Source organism: Paracoccus sp. (in: a-proteobacteria) (assembly GCF_030536915.1).
Lineage (GTDB): Bacteria > Pseudomonadota > Alphaproteobacteria > Rhodobacterales > Rhodobacteraceae > Paracoccus.
In genome coordinates, this window is sequence record NZ_JAUNPC010000045.1 from 12,302 (window position 1) to 13,967 (window position 1,666).

Annotated in this window: 2 protein-coding genes and 1 pseudogene; all 3 read right to left on the minus strand. The window is 70.9% G+C overall.

All coding sequences use genetic code 11. The annotated features are described in order from the left end of the window. Positions 1-82 precede the first annotated feature (82 nt). Positions 83-766: a phosphonate C-P lyase system protein PhnL gene (phnL, locus tag Q4F04_RS09190; RefSeq protein ID WP_303369538.1), complete on the minus strand. Its 684-nt coding sequence runs from the start codon at positions 764-766 to the stop codon at positions 83-85. Positions 767-770: 4 nt separating this feature from the next. Then, positions 771-1,553, minus strand: a complete 783-nt coding sequence (gene phnK, locus Q4F04_RS09195) for a phosphonate C-P lyase system protein PhnK (RefSeq protein WP_303369547.1) — start codon at positions 1,551-1,553, stop codon at positions 771-773. A gap of 8 nt (positions 1,554-1,561) precedes the next feature. Continuing rightward, positions 1,562-1,666: pseudogene (locus Q4F04_RS09200) on the minus strand (carbon-phosphorus lyase); the annotation flags it as partial.

A 1,666-nucleotide genomic window follows, 5' to 3' on the forward strand; every position in this document is an offset into this window, starting at 1 on the left:
AGCCGCAGGCCGGGACGCGCCCGCAGCGCGCCCTCGATCAGCGTGTCCTTGCCCGCGCCCGAGGGGCCGACCACCGCGAAGATCATGCCGCAGCCCTTGGCGTGAAGCCGGTCACGTCCACCAGCCGGTCGCAGACGCGGGCGCGGGCGGCCTCGTCATGGAAGATCCCGAGGATCGCCGCGCCGCGCGCCTTGGCTTCCCCGATCAGGCGCAGCACGACCTCGCGGTTGGTGGCGTCGAGGCTGGCGGTCGGCTCGTCCAGCAGCAGCGCCGGGTAAGGATGGGCGAAGCCGCGGGCGATGTTCACGCGCTGCTGCTCGCCGCCCGAGAAGGTGGTGGGCGACAGGCCCCACAGCCGCTCGGGGATGTAGAGCTGGCGCAGCAGCTCGGCCGCCCGCGCCTTCGCCGCGTCAGTGGGTGTGCCGAGCGCCAGCAGCGGCTCGGCCACCACCTCCAGCGTCGGCACGCGGGGCACGACGCGCAGGAACTGGCTGACATAGCCCAGCGTATCCCTCCGCAGGGCGATGATCTGCCGCGGCGAGGCCGTCGCAATATCGGTGCCAGCCACCATGATGCGCCCGCCTGCGGCAAGGTAGTTGCCCCACACCATCCGCATCAGCGTGGATTTCCCCGCGCCCGACTGGCCCGTAAGGCCGACGCATTCGCCGGGCGCGACCGACAGCGACGCGCCCTCCATTACCGGGATCACCGCGCCGCCCTGGTTGTGCAGGGTGAAGGACTTGGACAGGTTCTCGATCACGATCATCGGGCTACACCTGCAGGACAGAGGACACGAGAAGCTGCGTATAGGCGTGCTGCGGATCGTCCAGCACCTGGTCGGTCAGGCCCTGTTCCACCACGCGGCCGCCCTTCATCACCATCAGCCGGTGCGCCAGCAGCCGGACGACGGCGAGGTCATGGGTCACGATGATGACCGACAGCCCGAGGTCGCGCACCAGCCCGCGCAGCAGGTCCAGCAGACGCGCCTGGACCGAGACATCCAAGCCCCCCGTCGGCTCGTCCATGAAGACCAGCCGCGGGCCGGTCACGAGGTTCCGCGCGATCTGCAGCCGCTGCTGCATCCCGCCGGAAAACTGCGCGGGCCGGTCGTCGATCCGGTCGGCGGCGATCTCGACCCGCCCCAGCCAGTCCGTGGCGGTCGCGCGGATGCCGCCGTAATGGCGCGCGCCCACGGCCATCAGCCGCTCGCCCACGTTGCCACCGGCGCTCACGCCCATCCGCAGCCCGTCGCGCGGGTTCTGGTGGACATAGGCCCATTCGGTGCGCGACAGACGACGGCGCTCCGTTTCCGCCATCGCCAGCACGTCGCGCCCGTCATAGCTGACCCTGCCTGCGTCGGGCCGCAGATGCCCGGCAAGGCAGGACAGCAGTGTCGATTTTCCCGAGCCGCTTTCGCCCACGATCCCCAGCACCTCGCCGGGGTAAAGGTCGAAACCCACGTCGGCGCAGCCGATCCGCGCGCCATAGCGTTTCACCAGCCCCTCGACCCGCAGCAGCGGCTGATCGGCAGCCACGGCGGCAACCCGTTCCATCATGCCCATCAGGCGGCCCTTTCGTCGGCGCCGAGCCTGCCCACGTGCCCCTCGGCCCGGCGGCTCGCGCAATGGTCGGTGTCCGAGCAGACGAACATCCGCCCGCCCGCGTC